Origin of the sequence: Streptomyces sp. NPDC006207 (assembly GCF_040613835.1) — a bacterium.
In the GTDB taxonomy this organism is placed as follows: Bacteria; Actinomycetota; Actinomycetes; order Streptomycetales; family Streptomycetaceae; genus Actinacidiphila.
In genome coordinates this window covers 117,261-132,342 of the sequence record NZ_JBEXSX010000008.1, presented here as the reverse complement: position 1 = coordinate 132,342, position 15,082 = coordinate 117,261, and the positions used below count along the sequence as shown (strand labels likewise).

Here is a 15,082-nt window from a genome sequence, read left to right as displayed (position 1 = left end):
CCCCTCGCCCGCGGTGGCCGCCTCGGCAGGCCCTAACCGAGCGCCGCCGAGAGGAGGGCGACTGCCACGAGGTAGGCGATCGCGGCCGCGAGGACGACGCCCGCCATGGCGAGCGCCTTCACCGCGGGGGCCAGCCCGGTGCGGGCGTGGGCGGGCGTCCGGCCCCGTTCGAGGTGGCCAACCCGGCGCCCTGTTGCGCGGACCGCTGACGGAGCACCGACGACGCGGTCCACCGGCGGCGTCAGCCGAACACCTCCGGGTGCTCCTCGACCAACTCGCGTATGCCGGAGGCCGGTCTGCCCAGGATCTCCCTGACGTCGTCGGTCGCGCGGTCGTACCGGTTCGCCGCGTGGAGGCGGGCCATGGTGGCGATGTGCTGCCGTACGTGCTCGGGGAGCCCCAGGGCGTCCAGTTCCCCGGCCCACTCGTCGTATGGCACGTCGACGTAATCGACCTTCCGCCCCAGCACCTCGGTGAACTCGTCGGCGATCGCCGTCATGTCCCGGGACCCGGCCCCGGTCAGCTCGTGGACCCGGCCGACGTGCGACGCCGGGTCGGCCAGCACCGCCGTGACCACCTCGGCGACGTCACGGGCCGCGACGGGCGAGGTCCGCGCGTCGCCGAAGGGCAGGCGGATCGTGCCGTCCCGGGCGACCGAGCGGAAACCGAGGCCGAGGAAGAGCGGGTTCTCCATGAAGACCGTCGGCCGGATGTGGCAGACCGGCACCCCCGACCAGTCCATGACCTGCTCCGCAAGCCACTGCTGCCACTGCTGCTTCGACTCGGACGTGCTGGTGAGGTTCATCTGGGACACCGTCATCTGCGACATGTTGACCAGCACGTCGAGCCCGCCGTGCGCGCGGGCCACGGCCGCCGTCGTCGCGGCGGCCTGCAGGTACTGCACCGACACGCCCATCCCGAAGTACATCCGGCCGCAGCCCTCGGCGGCCCGCGCGACGTCCGCGGTCCTGGTCAGGTCGCCGGCGAACACCTCTGCCCCGGTGTCCCGCAGTTGCACCGCCCGCTCGTCCTCGCGGTGGACGAAGGCGCGGACGGGGAAGCCGCGTTCCCTCAGCAATTCGACGGTCCTGTGCCCGACCGCCCCCACGCTCCCGGCGGCGCCGGTCACGAGGATCATCGGGCTGTCCGGCATCGTCCGGCCCTTCCGTCAGGACGGCGACATCACGCAGGACTCCGGTGCGCCGCCCGCCTCCAGGCAGGAGACGACCGGCTCCAGCGCCGCCGCCAACTGGTCCTGCGTCATGCCGGGATGCGCCTCCAGCCACTGCGTGGCGAGGGCGGCGAAGGCCTGCACATGGGGGTCGGCGGCGATGTCCGGATGGGCCTGCAGGAAGGACTGCAGCGCCTCCTGGACGTCCGCCGCGGACCATCCCGAGTCGCCCGGCGCGCAGTGCGAGACGGAACCGTCCTGCCCGCTCCCGGCGTGGCAGCCGTCGTCGGCGACCGCCGTACCGGTGCCGCCGAGGACCAGGGCCCCCGTCGCGAGCGCGGCGATCGTTCCTGCGGCGAGCTTCTTCGCGAGAGCCATGGACTCCACCTCGGATCAGCTGGTCGGATCAGGTGGCCGGATCGGTCGGTGCGGTCGGTGCCGGTTCGGTGCCGGCGCTCCCGAGGCACCGGGCACACGACGGTGCCTGCGAGGGAGCGCGGATCACCGGCCCCCTGGGGAGGGGCGGGATGGCCGGGGCCCGTGGCACCCGGATCGCGGTGCCGGGCCGTCATCGACAGGTCCAGCACATCACAGTCACCCGGATGGCGCATCCGGAGGGAACCGGGGCCCCGGCCGTCCCCGTTCAGCCCGTGATGCCGTCCAGTTGCTCCGGTGCGGGCCGGAGCGCCCACAGGTCGCCGCCCGGGGGCGCCTCCAGGTCCGCGAGCGCGGCGCGCGCCCGCCGGTCGCCGTGGTCGGAGGCGGCGTGGACGAGGTCGGAGGCGGCGTAGGCGTGGAAGTCCAGCTCGGGGTGGGGCCACGGCCCGGCACCGGTGGCGGCCGGCAGCAGGAAGTCGACGGCCCGCCGCAGTGACGCGCCGCCCGGGCCCGTGTGGCGCCACAGGTCGACGCCCACGTGGTCGCCGACGGCGGCGAGCCGGGTGAAAGCCACCAGGTTGAAGGTGGAGTAGTGCCAGCTGCGGGTGCGCGCCAGCTCCTGCGGCTGGCTGCCGTCGGCGGTGATCTGAGGGTCGATCAGCCCGGCCCGGGCGGCGGTGACGGTCCGCCGGGCGAGCGCGGTGCGGCCGGTGGCGGCGGCGAGCGCGGCGACCTGCATGTGGTGGAAGGTGCCGTGGTTGTTGGCGGCGGCGCCCTCCTGCCTGCCGAAGTCGCTGTCCACCAGCCAGTCGAGGAAGCCGTTCTCCCAGGTCCGCATGCCGTCACGGTCCCGCGCCGACCAGCCGGGTGCGCCCAGATCGAGGACGGCGGTGGCGTCCAGGAGGCTGGTGAAGCCCTGGGAGAAGTCGATGATGCCGATGGCACGCCCGTCGTAACGGCAGGGGATGGCCTGCGCGTTGCCCAGGTTCGGGTTCATCCGTGTCGCCGGGTCGACGAACCACGTGCGCAGGATGCGGGCGGCGTGCTCGGCGTAGGCGTGCCTTCCGGTGTAGTACCAGGCGAGGGAGAGCTCGTAGGCCGACTCGAAGACCTTGCCCCGCTCGTCGTGGTCGGTGAGCCCGTCGACCTCGGGGTTGCGCTCCCCGTCGCGTTGCACGTACGGGCAGCCCTGGGGGTTGTCCGGGGTCCTGGGCGCGCCGGGCCACCAGTAGGGGGCCTGGCTGAAGTAGTCGTGCAGGTCACCGCTGGGCGGGACGCGGTCCTTGTCCACGACCGTCCAGGGGCCCTGCCCCAGCCAGGCGTCGGCCTGGACGGCGAGGTCCCGCAGGGCGCGGCGGGCCCGCGGATCGCCGGCGCGCAGCCGGGCCTTCGCCCGTACCAGGTCCTTCCCGTCGAGGACGACCGTCCGCGGTGCCGTGGTGGGCCCGCCGGCCGTGCCGTGGCGCCCGTCCGGCCGGGCCGCGGCCGGGGCGGCGGAGGCCAGCGGGACGAGGAGGGCCGCGAGGACGGCGACGACGCCTGCGCGGCGGCGCCGGGAGTGGCCCCAAGGGGTGCGCATGTCTCTTCTCCCTCTGTCTCTCTATATGAACGGAACACATCTCCGTGAACGCGCCACCGGAACCTAGGCCGGTGTCGACGGGGCGTCAAGAGCGCCCCTCCAGCCACCCTCGACGACGTTCGTTCACGTACAAGAACCCGCGCCACGTAGGTGTACAGCACTGTCATAGGCATGCCAGGCTGACCCTGGCCTCCTCGCGACCCCCCACTCCGAATGGCAGGCACCCATGGGCATCTCCCGGCGCCATCTGCTGACCACCGCCGCCGGCGCCGCCGCGGCGACCACCGCGCTCGCTCCCCCGGCACAGGCCGCACCCCCCGCGCACACCGCGTACGCCGACGACCCGGCCGCGACCACCCGCACGTTGCGGGAGGCGGCGGACTACGCGGTGGCGAAGCTGCGCGCGGTGGCACCCGGGGTGACCTCGTTCCCCGTCATCACGAAGTTCGAAAAGTGGACCTACTCCGCCGACGGCGACTGGGTCGGCGGGTTCTGGCCCGGCACGCTGTGGATGGCGTGGCTGCACAGCGGCGACCCGCAGTTCCACTCCCTGGCCCTCGCCGCCGCGGAACGGCTGGCGCCCCGGCGCACCGACACCGGCACGCACGACCTCGGTTTCCTCTTCTCCCCGTCCTGGGTGACCGCCTGGCGCCTGACCGGCGACCCCAAGTGGCGCGACGGCGCCCTGCAGGCGGCGTCCTCCCTGATCGGGCGGTACAACTCGGCAGGCCGCTTCATCCGGGCCTGGGGCGCGCTCGGCAGCGCCGACAACGCGGGCCGGGTGATCATGGACACGATGATGAACCTCGACCTCCTGGCCTTCGCCGGCCGGCAGACCGGGGACCCGGCCTACCTCGACATCGCCGTCGCGCACGCGCGGACCACCCAGCGCCACTTCCTGCGGCCCGACGGCTCCACGCCGCACGTCTTCGACTTCGACCCGGCCACCGGCGCCCCCGTCGGGCCCAACACCGTGCAGGGCTACAGCCCCGCCTCCTGCTGGTCCCGCGGCCAGGCCTGGGGCGTCTACGGCTTCACCACGATGTTCCGCCGCACCGGCCACCCGGAGTTCCTCGCCACGGCCCGCAGGCTCGCGGACTTCGCGCTCGGCGCGCTGACGCCCGATCACGTCCCCGTCTGGGACTACCTCGCCCCGCAGCAGCCGAACGACGTCAAGGACGCCTCGGCCGGCGCGGTCATGGCCTGCGGCCTGCTCGACCTCGCCGCAGCCACCGGCACGGCCCGCTACCGCGAGAGCGCCCTGCAGCTGCTCCTCGCCCTGTCCCGCACCTGCCTGACCACCCGCTCCACCCGCGCCCAGGCCGTCGTCGCCCGCTGCACCCGCAACCGGCCCGCCGAGGACGGCGTCGAGGTCTCCGTCCCCTACGCCGACTACTACCTCCTGGAGGGCATCCTCCGCGTCCTGCGCCCCGCGGACGCCGACCGGGCGATCGACCTGTCCACGGTGTGACGTGCCGTCCGACGGCGCCGGATTCCCCGCGCGGCCCCTCCCCGGCGAACGCGACCGCGCACCAGGGCAGTTGGGCAGCCGTGCGGGCCCGGCGCCCCGGTCACCGTTCCGTCCACGGCGCTTCCGCGGACGCGTAGGATGCGCAGGCCACTCACACGGGGAGGGCCGGAATGGCCGCCAACGAGAGCTCAGACCTCGCGCCGCACGCGCGCAGCCGATCAGGGCTGCGTGCAGCACTGGCCGTCTGCGCCGCCGCAACGACAGCCCTCACCCTCGCCGGGTGCACCAGCGGTGACGGCGTCACCGGGCAGAGAGCCACAGCCCTGGGCGAAGCACAGTCCGTCTGCCGATCATGGGGCTTCGGCCAGGACGCCCACCTGCCGGGCCCCGACCCCACCGTGCCGGTGCACGTGGACACCGCAGCGGCAGAGGCGAGCGCCACCGCCAACAAGGCTTCGCACGCCGAAAACCTCGACACGGCATGGACCCCGCTCGCGGCGGCCTCCCACACGATGGCGGTGATCGTGCAGGGCGAGGTCACGTTCGAGTACTTGCCACCTGACCTCCAAAGCGACTTCCGCGACGCGTACTTCACGGCAGCCGAGGAGTGCCGCAAAGCGTACGCGGCTGGGTGACGACGGGACCCGCATCCCGCACCCGCCCGTCCCCGCCGACGGTGCGCCTCAGCGAATGGGCGTACCGGGGGCGCGTCCCGCACAGCCGTACGGCCGGGCGCGCGGCCTTCCGCCCGCCCCGCATCCGGGCCGTCGCCGAGCCCTTCGACGGACCGGCCAACGATCAGTGAAGCCCCTCCGGGTGACCCGGAGGGGCTTCGTTCGTTATCCCGCTGCAGGTCCTGAACCTGCGGGCCCACGGCCCTTGGTGGGGCGGGTGGGACTCGAACCCACGACCGACGGATTATGAGTCCGCTGCTCTAACCGGCTGAGCTACCGCCCCGTACGGCGTGCCGTCACCATCCCGTGCACGCCGTCTGCCGCAGCATAGCTGCTCATACGATCTGTCGCCCTCGCGGGTCACAGACGCACCACCTGGTGGACTGCGATCACCGGATGATCGGTTCCCGGGGACACGAAAAAGGACCCCCACGGGGGTCCTTGACCGCTGCTCCCCCGACTGGACTCGAACCAGTAACCTGCCGGTTAACAGCCGGCTGCTCTGCCAATTGAGCTACAGGGGATAGAGGAGCGCGAGCTCCCCCGACTGGACTCGAACCAGTAACCTGCCGGTTAACAGCCGGCTGCTCTGCCAATTGAGCTACAGGGGATCGCTCCGCTTGCACCGAATGCACCCGTTTCCGGCATCCCGGACGGCGTGCGCTCGCTGCGACACATACATTAGCGCAAGGTGGGGGGTGCTCCGCCAACCGGTATCTCCGTGGTTGTCCGCAGGCCACGACGGGTAGGCGCGAAGCACAGCCCCGAGACGAGGAGAGGGTGGAGCCATGCGCTACCGGCTGACGTTCATCAGCGGGGTCGCCGTCGGGTACGTGCTCGGGGCGCGGGCCGGCCGCGACCGGTACGAGCAGCTGCGCAAGAGCGCCCAGCGCATCGCGCAGAACCCGGCGGTGCGGAACACCGTGGAGTCCGCGGGCCAGGCGGGCCGCGGGGCGGCCGTGAAGGCCGTGGACGCGGTGACCGCCAAGGTCGGGGACCGGCTGCCGCCGGCGGTCGCGGAGCGGCTGCGCCGCGTGCGCGGCAACGGCTCGGCGGTCGAGGACGACTGGGGCACCAGCAACACCTGACGACGCCGGTCCGGCGCGGGCGGATGCGGGTGAAGGTGCCCGGTTTTCCGCCGTACGCGCCGGGTGCGGCATGATGCCCGCATGGGGATTGTGGCGGGGATCGACAGCTCGGGCAGTGGCACGACGGTCGTCGTGTGCGACACCGAAAACGGAGCCGTGCTCCGGCAGACGCACGCCCCGCACCCCCTGCCGGGCGGCGAGGGCGCCGGGACGCCGACCGAGATCGACCCCGAGGCCTGGCTGCTGTCGCTGGGCGAGGCCGCCAAGGGCGGGATGCTCGAGGGCGTGGAGGCCATCGGGGTCTCCGGACAGCAGCACGGGATGCTGGCGCTGGACGCCGGTGGGGCGCTCGTGCGGCCCGCACTGCTCTGGAACGACAAGCGGGCGCAGATCCAGGCCGCCGACCTGACCGAGGAGCTGGGCGGTCCCGGCGCCTGGGCCGAGGCGGTCGGGGCGGTGCCGCAGGCCGCGTACCCGGTGGCCAAGCTGCGCTGGCTGGCCCGGCACGAACCCGCCTCGGCGCAGCGCACCGCGCAGGTGCTGCTGCCGCACGATTGGCTGGTGTGGCAGCTCATGGGCCGCCCCCGGCGGCGCACGACGGACCGGGGCGACGCCTCGGGCACGGGCTACTGGTCGGCGGCGACCGGACAGTGGCGCACGGACATCGTGGAGCTGGCGCTCGGCCATCCGGTGCAGCTGCCCGACGTGCTGGCCCCCGCCGAGCCGGCCGGCCGGACCCCGGAGGGGCTGCTGATCTCGGCCGGTACCGGGGACAACATGGCGGCCGCCCTCGGACTGGGCGTCGGCCCGGGGGACGCGGTGGTGTCGCTGGGCGCGGCGGGGACGGTCTTCGCGGTGCACCACCACGCGCTGAGCGACCCGACCGGCCTGATCACCTCCTTCGCCGACGCGACCGGCCGCCATCTGCCGGTCGTCCACACCCGCAACGCCGTACGGGTGCTGCGCGGCACCGCCGAGCTCCTCGGCACCGACCTGGCCGGGCTGTCGGAGCTGGCGATGCGCTCCACCCCGGGTTCGTACGGCCTGGTGCTGCTGCCGTACCTGGAGGGCGAGCGCACACCTGACCTGCCGCACACCGCGGGGACGCTGCACGGGCTGCGGCGCGAGAGCATGAAGCCGGAGCACCTGGCGCGGGCGGCGTTCGAGGGGATGTTGTGCGGGCTGGCGGACGCGCTGGACGTGCTGCGGGCGCGCGGGGTGGAGGTGCGCCGGATCTTCCTGCTGGGCCCGGCGGGTGACCTCCCCGCCGTACGGTCGATGGCCCCGGCACTGCTGGGCGCGCAGGTCGTCGTGCCGCCGCCGGGCGAGTACGCGGCGCTGGGCGCGGCCCGGCAGGCGGCCTGGTCACTGGGGGTGGTGAACGGCACGGCCTCGCCGGAGCAGCCTCCGTACTGGCACCCCGCGGACTACGCCGTGGCCGAACCGGGCCCGGACGACGGGCCGATCGGGCACTCGGTGCGGCAGCAGTACGTCGCGGTGCGTGAGCAGACGCATCCGGGGGCGTTCCCGGGTTGATCCCGGTGTCGGCCATGAGCCGGTAAATCGTGTGCCTACGGCAACCATCGGACTATAGGGTCATCCGTCGTGCTGATCCGTCTTCTGCGGTCCCATCTCCTGCCCTACAGGCGTGCCGTCTCCGTGCTCGTCGTACTGCAGCTCGTGGCGACCCTCGCCATGCTCTACCTGCCCACCCTCAACGCCGACATCATCGACGACGGCGTCGTCAAGGGGGACACGGGCTACATCCTCCGGGTCGGCGCCATCATGCTCGCCGTGACCCTCGTCCAGCTCGCCTGCTCGGTGGGCGCCGTCTATCACGGCGCCCGCACCTCGATGGCGGTCGGCCGGGACATCCGCGCCTCCGTCTTCGTCCGGGTGCAGCGCTTCTCCTCCCGCGAGGTCGGGCAGTTCGGCGCCCCCTCGCTGATCACCCGGACCACCAATGACGTCCAGCAGGTGCAGATGCTGGTGCTGATGACCTTCACGCTGATGGTCTCGGCACCGATCATGTGCTTCGGCGGCATCATCATGGCGCTCGGCCAGGACGTGCCGCTGTCCTCGCTGCTGCTGGCGGTGGTGCCAGTGCTGGGCGTGCTGGTGCTGCTGCTGGTGCGGAAGCTGCGTCCGCTCTTCCGCTCCATGCAGGAACGGCTCGACACGGTGAACCGGGTGCTGCGGGAGCAGATCACCGGCATCCGGGTCATCCGCGCGTTCGTCAAGGACGACTTCGAGCAGGCCCGCTTCCGCAAGGCCAACGACGACCTGACGGACGTCGCGCTGCGCGCCGGGCGGATGATGACGCTGATGTTCCCGGTCGCGATGGCCGTCGTGAACGTCACCAGCGTGGCCGTGCTGTGGTTCGGCGCCCACCGGATCGACAGCGGCGGCATGCAGATCGGCGCGCTCACCGCCTTCATCAGCTACCTGATGCAGATCCTCATGTCGATCATGATGGCCACCTTCATGGTGATGATGGTGCCGCGTGCCGAGGTCTGCGCCGAGCGCATCGAGGAGGTGCTGGGCACCGACCCGAGCGTCACCCCGCCCGCCGATCCAGTGCGGCTCGCGGTACGGCGCGGCGAGCTGGAGCTGCGCGCCGCGGACTTCGCGTACCCGGGCGCCGAGGCCGAGGTGCTGCGCGGCATCGACCTGGTCGCCCGGCCCGGTGAGACCACGGCGGTGATCGGCTCCACCGGCAGCGGCAAGACGACCCTGCTGGGTCTGGTGCCGCGGCTGTTCGACGCCACCGGCGGCCAGGTGCTGATCGACGGCACCGACGTCCGCGAACTGGACGCGGCGCACCTGGCCGAGACGGTCGCCCTGGTCCCGCAGAAGCCGTACCTGTTCACCGGGACGGTCGCCTCCAACCTGCGCTACGGCAACCCCGAGGCCACCGACGAGGAGCTCTGGCACGCCCTGGAGATCGCGCAGGCCCGGGACTTCGTGGAGCGGCTCGCGCAGGAGGGCGGCGGCTCCGGACTCGACGCCCCGATCGCCCAGGGCGGCACCAACGTCTCCGGCGGCCAGCGCCAGCGCCTCGCCATCGCGCGGGCCCTGGTGCGCAAGCCCACCGTCTACCTCTTCGACGACTCCTTCTCCGCGCTGGACTACGCCACCGACGCCGCGCTGCGCCGGGCGCTGGCCCGGGAGACGGCGGACGCGACCGTCGTGATCGTCGCGCAGCGGGTCAGCACCATCCGCGACGCCGACCGGATCGTGGTCCTCGACGAGGGCCGTGTGGTCGGCACGGGCACCCACCACGAACTGATGGACGGCAATCCCACGTACCGGGAGATCGTGCTCTCCCAGCTCACCGAGCAGGAGGCGGCATGAGCGTCCCCGCGCCCCGGAGGGGGCCCGCACCCACGGCGGGGCCGATGCGGTTCATGGGCGGCCAGCCCACCGAGCGGTCCATGGACTTCAAGGGCTCCGGCAAGCGGCTGCTGGGGCTGATGCGCCCCGAGCGCACCCTGGTCGTCGCCATGCTGGCCTGCACGACGCTGGGCGTCGCCCTCAACGTCATCGGCCCGAGGATCCTGGGCAAGGCCACCGACCTGATCTTCGCCGGGGTCCTCGGCCGTTCGCTGCCCGCGGGCACCGACAAGGCCGGGGCGATCGAGCACCTGCGGCAGGAGGGCAGCAACACCCTCGCCGACCTGCTGCAGTCCGCCGACTTCACCCCGGGCGCCGGGATCGACTTCGACGCCGTGGGCCACGTGCTGCTGACCGCCCTCGCGATCTACGCGGCCGCCGCGGTCTTCGCGGTCGTCCAGGGCCGGCTGGCCACGACGGTCATCCAGCGCACCGTGTTCCGGCTGCGCCAGGACGTCGAGGCGAAGCTGGCCCGGCTGCCCCTGTCGTACTTCGACCGGCAGCCGCGCGGCGAGGTGCTGAGCCGGGCCACCAACGACATCGACAACATCGGCCAGACGCTGCAGCAGACGATGGGGCAGATCATCTTCGCGCTGCTGTCGATCGTGGGCGTGCTGGTGATGATGTTCTCGATCTCCTGGCTGCTGGCGCTGGTGGCGCTGGTGACCGTGCCGCTGTCGGTGTTCGTCGCCACGGCGGTCGGCAAGCGGGCCCAGCCGCAGTTCGTGAAGCAGTGGCGGACCACCGGCAAGCTCAACGCCCACATCGAGGAGATGTACACCGGGCACACCCTGGTGAAGGTCTTCGGCCGCCAGGAGGAGTCCGCGGAGGCCTTCCGCGAGCAGAACGAGGCGCTCTACCAGTCGGGCTTCCGGGCGCAGTTCATCTCGGGCGTCATCCAGCCCGCGATGATGTTCATCGGCAACGTCAACTACATCCTGGTGGCCGTCGTGGGCGGGCTGCGGGTGGCCAGCGGCGCGCTGTCCATCGGCGACGTCCAGGCCTTCATCCAGTACAGCCGGCAGTTCAGCCAGCCGCTGACCCAGGTGGCGAGCATGTCCAACCTGGTGCAGTCCGGGGTCGCCTCCGCCGAGCGGGTCTTCGAGCTGCTCGACGCCCAGGAGCAGAGCCCCGAGCCGAAGACGCTCGGGCTGCGCAAGGAGCAGCACGGCGAGGTCCGCTTCGAGGACGTGGCGTTCCGCTACGAGCCGGAGAAGCCGCTCATCGAGGACCTGTCGCTGACCGTCGAACCGGGCCACACGGTCGCCATCGTCGGCCCGACCGGCGCGGGCAAGACCACGCTGGTCAACCTGCTCATGCGCTTCTACGAGGTCACCGGCGGGCGGATCACCGTCGACGGCACCGACATCGCGTCCCTGCCGCGGGAGGAACTGCGCTCCGGCATCGGCATGGTGCTGCAGGACACGTGGCTGTTCGGCGGCACGATCGCGGAGAACATCGCGTACGGCACCGAGGGCGCGACCCGCGAGCAGGTCGAGGAGGCCGCGCGCGCCGCGCACGCGGACCGCTTCGTCCGCACCCTCCCGGACGGGTACGACACCGTCATCGACGACGAGGGCACGGGCGTCAGCGCCGGCGAGAAGCAGCTGATCACCATCGCGCGGGCGTTCCTGTCCGACCCGGTGATCCTCGTCCTCGACGAGGCCACCAGCTCGGTCGACACCCGTACCGAGGTGCTGATCCAGCGGGCCATGGCGCAGCTCAGCCACGGGCGGACCAGCTTCGTCATCGCGCACCGGCTGTCCACGATCCGCGACGCGGACGTCATCTTGGTGATGGAGAGCGGCGCCATCGTCGAACAGGGCACCCACGAGGAGCTGCTGACCAAGGACGGCGCCTACGCCCGGCTGTACGCGGCGCAGTTCGCGCAGGCGGTGGCGGAGGTCGACTGACCGGCCGCGAGGCCGCGACGCGAGCCCCCGCCGGCCCGGCCGGCGGGGGCTCGTGCGTGCTCAGTCCAGGTAGCCGCGCAACTGGTCGGCGAAGGCGTGGTCGCGCAGCTTGTTGAGGGTCTTGGACTCGATCTGCCGGATGCGCTCGCGGGTGACGCCGAAGATCCGGCCGATCTCCTCCAGGGTGCGCGGGCGCCCGTCGGCCAGGCCGTACCGCAGCTGGACGACCTTGCGCTCGCGCTCGCCGAGGGTGGACAGCACCGCCTCCAGGTGCTCGCGCAGCAGCAGGAAGGCGGCGGACTCCACGGGCGAGGTGGCGTCGCCGTCCTCGATGAGGTCACCGAGGGCGACGTCCTCCTCCTCGCCGACCGGGGCGTGCAGGCTCACCGGCTCCTGCGCCAGGCGCAGCACCTCGCTCACCCGCTCCGGGGGGATCTCCAGGTGGGCGCCGACCTCTTCGGTGGAGGGCTCGTAGCCACGTTCCTGCAGCAGGCGGCGCTGGACGCGCACGACGCGGTTGATCAGCTCCACGACGTGGACCGGGACCCGGATGGTGCGGGCCTGGTCGGCCAGGGCCCGGCTCATGGCCTGGCGGATCCACCAGGTCGCGTAGGTGGAGAACTTGTAGCCGCGGGCGTAGTCGAACTTCTCCACGGCGCGGATCAGCCCGAGGTTGCCCTCCTGGACCAGGTCGAGCATGGTCAGGCCGCGGCCCACGTACCGCTTGGCGACGGAGACGACCAGGCGCAGGTTGGCCTCGATCAGACGGCGCTTGGCCATCCGGCCGAGCACGACCAGCCGGTCGAGGTCGACGGCGAGCCGGGAGTCGGGGTCCGGAGTGCCGTTCAGCTTCTCCTCGGCGAAGAGGCCGGCCTCGACCCGGCGGGCGAGTTCGACCTCCTCCTCGGCGGTGAGCAGGGGTATCCGGCCGATCTCGCGCAGGTACTGGCGGAACAGGTCCGCGGACGGGCCGGAGACCTCGTCGCCGGACCGCCGTACGGGGCCCGGGTCGGCATCGGACTCGGGGTCGGACCCCGTCTCCGCCGCGGCCTCCGCACGCGCCTGCGCCTGCGCCTCGTCGGGTCCGCCGGCCGGTTCCTCGGGGTGCACGGCCGCGTGGTTCTGCTCCGGCACGCGCTCCAGCAGGTCGTCGGCCGGGGCCGTCAGGGGCGTCAGTGTCTGGATGTGCACGGGAGAGACCTCCACGGTGAGCGCAGCCACGGACTCGGAGACGCGCCGCGACGGAACGGTCGCGGCGTCCTCGCCACGGCCCGTCCGGGAGTTCGCCGTCAGCGGCACTCCGGTGGCGTCACCATCGACACCGCTCGGCAGTCCGCGCTCCGAGGACTCTTGCACCGCCCCCAGTGTGGCCTACGGCACACCATGCCCACGAGGGTCGTGCGCCGCTTTTTTGTGACGGAGGGCAACCCCCTCGTCACGCCCGCGTCCCCGTCCGTTCCCGGGCGGGACGGCCGTCGGCGCCCGGCTCAGAGGGCCGCGACGCCCTGTTCGCGCAGGCGCTGGCCGTACTGCTGGAGCGCCCACAGCTCGCCCTGGACGGCGGCGAGCTGGGCCTCGTCGGCGCGCGGGCCCTGGGCGCTCAGCCGGGTGTGGTCGGCGTTGAGCTGGGCGATGCGGCGGGCGACCGCCTGACGGCGTACGTCGACGAGGATCTTGCCGGCGTAGACGTCCGGCGCCTTGTGCTGGACCGGCTCGACGGCGAGTTCGGTCACCAGCGAGCGCACGGTGTCGTCCGGTGCCACGTCGCGGACCCGGACGAGGAACTCGGCGTCGGCGGCCTCGGCACCGCCCGCCTCGGCGATGGCGCGGCGCACGGCGGCGTACGGCGGTGCGGTGAACTCGTCCTCGCCGTAGGCGTCGAAGGCCGGGGAGACCAGTTCCGGGTGCTGGAGGGCGAGCTTGAGCAGTTCGCGCTCGACCCGGTGGGCGGGGCTGCGCATGTCCAGCCGCGGCCCGCGCGGACCGGCCGGCGCGGCGGGGCCCGGGGCCGCGTCGGGGCGCGCCGCGGCGCCCCGGCCCGGCTGGGCGGCGCCGCCGGACTGGCGGCGTTCGCGCTGCCAGCGGGCGAGCTGGGAGACGCGGCGCACCACGAACTGCGAGTCGAGGATGCCGAGCATGCCGGCCAGCTGCACCGCGTACTCGTGCTGGATGGACGCGTTCTTGATGCCCGCGACGATGGGCGCGCCCGCTTCCAGCGCGGAGGCCCGGCCCTCGGCGGTGTCGAGGTTGTAGCGGGCGACGACCGACGTCAGGGCGAAGGCGAACAGCGGGGTACGGGTGTCCACCAGCCGCTGCACGGCGGCGTCGCCCTCGGCGAGGCGCAGGTCGCAGGGGTCCATGCCGCCGGGGGTGATGGCGATGGAGGTCTCGGCGGCGAACTTCTGGTCGTCCTCGAAGGCGCGCAGGGCGGCCTTCTGGCCGGCCTCGTCGCCGTCGAAGGTGAAGACGACCTCGGCGCCCGAGTTGTCCATCAGCAGCCGGCGGAGGATCTTGATGTGATCGCCGCCGAAGGCGGTGCCGCAGGTCGCGATGGCGGTGGTGACGCCCGCGAGGTGGCACGCCATGACGTCGGTGTAGCCCTCGACGACCACGGCCCGGCTGGTGCGGGCGATCTCCTTCTTCGCCAGGTCGATGCCGTACAGGACCTGGGACTTCTTGTAGATCGGCGTCTCGGGGGTGTTGAGGTACTTCGGGCCCTGGTCGTCCTCGCGCAGCTTGCGCGCGCCGAAGCCGATCACCTCGCCGGTGATGTCGCGGATCGGCCAGATCAACCGGCCGCGGAAGCGGTCGATGGCACCGCCGCGGCGGCTCTCGCTGGCGAGTCCGGAGACGATCAGCTCGCGGTCGGTGAAGCCCTTGCCGCGCAGGAAGCGGACGAGGTGGTCCCAGCCCGCCGGGGCGTAGCCGACGCCGAAGTGCTCGGCGGCGGCCTGGTCGAAGCCCCGCTCGGTGAGGAACTTCCGGCCGATCTCGGCCTCGGCCCCGCCCAGCTGCTCGACGTAGAACTGCGCGGCCGCCTTGTGCGCCTCGACCAGCCGGATCCGCTCGCCCTGCTGCCGGCCCGGGGTGTAGCCGCCCTCCTCGTACCGCAGCGTGATGCCCGCCACGGCGGCGAGCCGCTCGACCGCCTCCGAGAAGGACAGGTGGTCGACCTTCATCACGAAGTCGAGGGTGTCGCCGCCCTCCTGGCAGCCGAAGCAGTGGTAGAGCCCCTTGCTCGGGCTCACGTGGAAGGAGGGCGACTTCTCGTCGTGGAAGGGGCACAGGCCCTTCAGGTTGCCGCCGCCCGCGTTCCTGAGCTGCAGGTACTCGGACACGACGGCGTCGATCGGGACCGCGTCCCGTACCGCCTTGACGTCCTCGTCCCTGATCCGCCCAGCCACGGAAGGATTCT

Annotated in this window: 12 protein-coding genes and 3 tRNA genes; 6 read left to right on the top strand and 9 right to left on the bottom strand. The window is 72.7% G+C overall.

Translation table 11 applies throughout. The features are described 5' to 3' along the window. Positions 1–32 precede the first annotated feature (32 nt). From ABZ312_RS08655 to ABZ312_RS08640, 4 genes are all read right to left on the bottom strand, one after another. The gene (locus tag ABZ312_RS08655) at positions 33–233 is read right to left on the bottom strand and encodes a hypothetical protein (RefSeq protein WP_500322011.1); all 201 of its coding nucleotides are present in this window, start codon (positions 231–233) and stop codon (positions 33–35) included. A gap of 8 nt (positions 234–241) precedes the next feature. After that, the gene (locus ABZ312_RS08650; protein ID WP_500322010.1) at positions 242–1,153 is read right to left on the bottom strand and encodes an NmrA family NAD(P)-binding protein; all 912 of its coding nucleotides are present in this window, start codon (positions 1,151–1,153) and stop codon (positions 242–244) included. 15 nt (positions 1,154–1,168) lie between these two features. Then, complete coding sequence (locus ABZ312_RS08645) at positions 1,169–1,549, bottom strand: hypothetical protein (protein WP_500359563.1); 381 nt, start codon at positions 1,547–1,549, stop codon at positions 1,169–1,171. A gap of 265 nt (positions 1,550–1,814) precedes the next feature. Next, positions 1,815–3,128 (bottom strand): alginate lyase family protein, encoded by a 1,314-nt coding sequence (locus ABZ312_RS08640; RefSeq protein ID WP_500436891.1) that lies wholly within the window; start codon positions 3,126–3,128, stop codon positions 1,815–1,817. Positions 3,129–3,354: 226 nt separating this feature from the next. On the opposite strand from ABZ312_RS08640, the gene ABZ312_RS08635 reads away from it, so the two are divergent. Both ABZ312_RS08635 and ABZ312_RS08630 read left to right on the top strand, forming a co-directional pair. Further along, a complete protein-coding gene (locus ABZ312_RS08635) occupies positions 3,355–4,599 on the top strand; it encodes a glycoside hydrolase family 88 protein (RefSeq protein ID WP_500436889.1) in 1,245 nt (414 codons plus the stop codon). 170 nt (positions 4,600–4,769) lie between these two features. After that, the gene (locus ABZ312_RS08630) at positions 4,770–5,234 is read left to right on the top strand and encodes a hypothetical protein (protein WP_500322007.1); all 465 of its coding nucleotides are present in this window, start codon (positions 4,770–4,772) and stop codon (positions 5,232–5,234) included. A gap of 245 nt (positions 5,235–5,479) precedes the next feature. Here the strand turns inward: ABZ312_RS08630 and ABZ312_RS08625 are convergent. The 3 genes from ABZ312_RS08625 to ABZ312_RS08615 form a co-directional block, all read right to left on the bottom strand. Further along, a tRNA-Ile gene (locus ABZ312_RS08625) sits at positions 5,480–5,556 on the bottom strand. 168 nt (positions 5,557–5,724) lie between these two features. Further along, positions 5,725–5,797: transfer RNA gene (locus tag ABZ312_RS08620), tRNA-Asn, on the bottom strand. A gap of 14 nt (positions 5,798–5,811) precedes the next feature. Beyond that, positions 5,812–5,884: transfer RNA gene (locus ABZ312_RS08615), tRNA-Asn, on the bottom strand. Between the two features lie 177 nt (positions 5,885–6,061). Here ABZ312_RS08615 and ABZ312_RS08610 point away from each other — a divergent pair. From ABZ312_RS08610 to ABZ312_RS08595, 4 genes are all read left to right on the top strand, one after another. Beyond that, positions 6,062–6,361 (top strand): YtxH domain-containing protein, encoded by a 300-nt coding sequence (locus ABZ312_RS08610; protein ID WP_361798890.1) that lies wholly within the window; start codon positions 6,062–6,064, stop codon positions 6,359–6,361. A gap of 81 nt (positions 6,362–6,442) precedes the next feature. After that, positions 6,443–7,897, top strand: a complete 1,455-nt coding sequence (locus ABZ312_RS08605; RefSeq protein ID WP_500322005.1) for an FGGY family carbohydrate kinase — start codon at positions 6,443–6,445, stop codon at positions 7,895–7,897. A 69-nt stretch (positions 7,898–7,966) separates the two neighbouring features. After that, positions 7,967–9,715, top strand: a complete 1,749-nt coding sequence (locus tag ABZ312_RS08600; protein WP_500436887.1) for an ABC transporter ATP-binding protein — start codon at positions 7,967–7,969, stop codon at positions 9,713–9,715. After that, positions 9,712–11,667, top strand: coding sequence for an ABC transporter ATP-binding protein (locus ABZ312_RS08595; RefSeq protein ID WP_500436886.1), 1,956 nt, complete (start codon positions 9,712–9,714; stop codon positions 11,665–11,667). The genes ABZ312_RS08600 and ABZ312_RS08595 overlap by 4 nt, the downstream gene beginning before the upstream one ends. 60 nt (positions 11,668–11,727) lie before the next feature. Here the strand turns inward: ABZ312_RS08595 and ABZ312_RS08590 are convergent, their stop codons facing one another. Together ABZ312_RS08590 and dnaG are read right to left on the bottom strand one after the other, a co-directional pair. Beyond that, a complete protein-coding gene (locus tag ABZ312_RS08590) occupies positions 11,728–13,023 on the bottom strand; it encodes an RNA polymerase sigma factor (RefSeq protein WP_499511771.1) in 1,296 nt (431 codons plus the stop codon). Positions 13,024–13,154: 131 nt separating this feature from the next. Beyond that, on the bottom strand, positions 13,155–15,071 hold the full coding sequence (gene dnaG, locus ABZ312_RS08585; protein WP_500359568.1) for a DNA primase: 1,917 nt from the start codon (positions 15,069–15,071) through the stop codon (positions 13,155–13,157). Positions 15,072–15,082 lie beyond the last annotated feature (11 nt).

What these genes read in the sequence shown, in the direction of transcription:
- ABZ312_RS08640 (WP_500436891.1), bottom strand. Translation starts at nt 3,128, where the DNA reads ATGCGCACCCCTTGGGGCCACTCCCGGCGCCGCCGCGCAGGCGTCGTC.
- ABZ312_RS08605 (WP_500322005.1), top strand. Translation starts at nt 6,443, where the DNA reads ATGGGGATTGTGGCGGGGATCGACAGCTCGGGCAGTGGCACGACGGTC.
- ABZ312_RS08630 (WP_500322007.1), top strand. Translation starts at nt 4,770, where the DNA reads ATGGCCGCCAACGAGAGCTCAGACCTCGCGCCGCACGCGCGCAGCCGA.
- ABZ312_RS08610 (WP_361798890.1), top strand. Translation starts at nt 6,062, where the DNA reads ATGCGCTACCGGCTGACGTTCATCAGCGGGGTCGCCGTCGGGTACGTG.
- ABZ312_RS08595 (WP_500436886.1), top strand. Translation starts at nt 9,712, where the DNA reads ATGAGCGTCCCCGCGCCCCGGAGGGGGCCCGCACCCACGGCGGGGCCG.
- ABZ312_RS08645 (WP_500359563.1), bottom strand. Translation starts at nt 1,549, where the DNA reads ATGGCTCTCGCGAAGAAGCTCGCCGCAGGAACGATCGCCGCGCTCGCG.
- ABZ312_RS08650 (WP_500322010.1), bottom strand. Translation starts at nt 1,153, where the DNA reads ATGCCGGACAGCCCGATGATCCTCGTGACCGGCGCCGCCGGGAGCGTG.
- ABZ312_RS08635 (WP_500436889.1), top strand. Translation starts at nt 3,355, where the DNA reads ATGGGCATCTCCCGGCGCCATCTGCTGACCACCGCCGCCGGCGCCGCC.